This is a genomic window from Mesorhizobium sp. M7A.F.Ca.CA.003.01.2.1, assembly GCF_003998945.1.
Classification (GTDB): domain Bacteria; phylum Pseudomonadota; class Alphaproteobacteria; order Rhizobiales; family Rhizobiaceae; genus Mesorhizobium; species Mesorhizobium ciceri.
Genome location: NZ_RZRA01001525.1, coordinates 1 through 690, shown reverse-complemented (window position 1 = coordinate 690; position 690 = coordinate 1). Strand labels below are relative to the sequence as shown.

Annotated in this window: 1 pseudogene; it reads right to left on the bottom strand. The window is 60.0% G+C overall.

Annotated features, from left to right (window positions below):
* A pseudogene (locus EN969_RS33945) lies at nt 1-678 on the bottom strand (pilus assembly protein); the annotation flags it as partial.
* Nucleotides 679-690: the final 12 nt, after the last annotated feature.

The window sequence follows — 690 nt, the reverse complement described above, 5'->3', positions numbered from 1 at the left end:
GAGCCTGAGACAGTCGCCCTGGGCGCTCATATCAGAATTGCCGGCGTAGGAAATGGGCGCGTCCGGCGCGTAGATGAAACCGCTGAGCACGGAATTTGCGCCACCATTCAATGTCAGGGCAGACGTGTTGCCGTGATCCTGGAAAATGGTGATGCCAGCATAAGGGCCGCTGGTGGGCGGGGAAAGGTTCACCTTCTCATTGGCATTTATGTAGATCTGAGCGCTTTCCATGAGGAAAATGGTCACGCCCTGGCCAGTCAGGCTGCCGTTTCCCCCTGGCTTTATGGTGGTGCCGCGCATGATGTAGACGCCCGGATTAAGCGTGATGTTCCCCGATAATGTCTTGTCGCAATAAGTGCCGGGCGACAGCGTGTAGGTTTTGCCGTTCGGGACAGGCAAACACAATGTGTAAGGGGGAGGAACGACGTCGGCCAATGGATCAAAGGATGCGTACCTATGTTCGTGCGGCGTTCCGCAGGCGAGACTGGCGCTGGGTGGCAACAGCCCGCTGGTGCCACCGACGGTTGAGACACAGCCGGCCGAAACCAGTGCGGAACCACCCCTGTTGACGGAATCCGACGCGTCCGAGTTCGCCGCGATCACGCAATTGTCCATCGAGACGTTGGTCGAGCCCTGCAGGTTCACGGCGGCGGACGCATGCGGATCGAGCGCCAGCACGCAGGCCTGCGC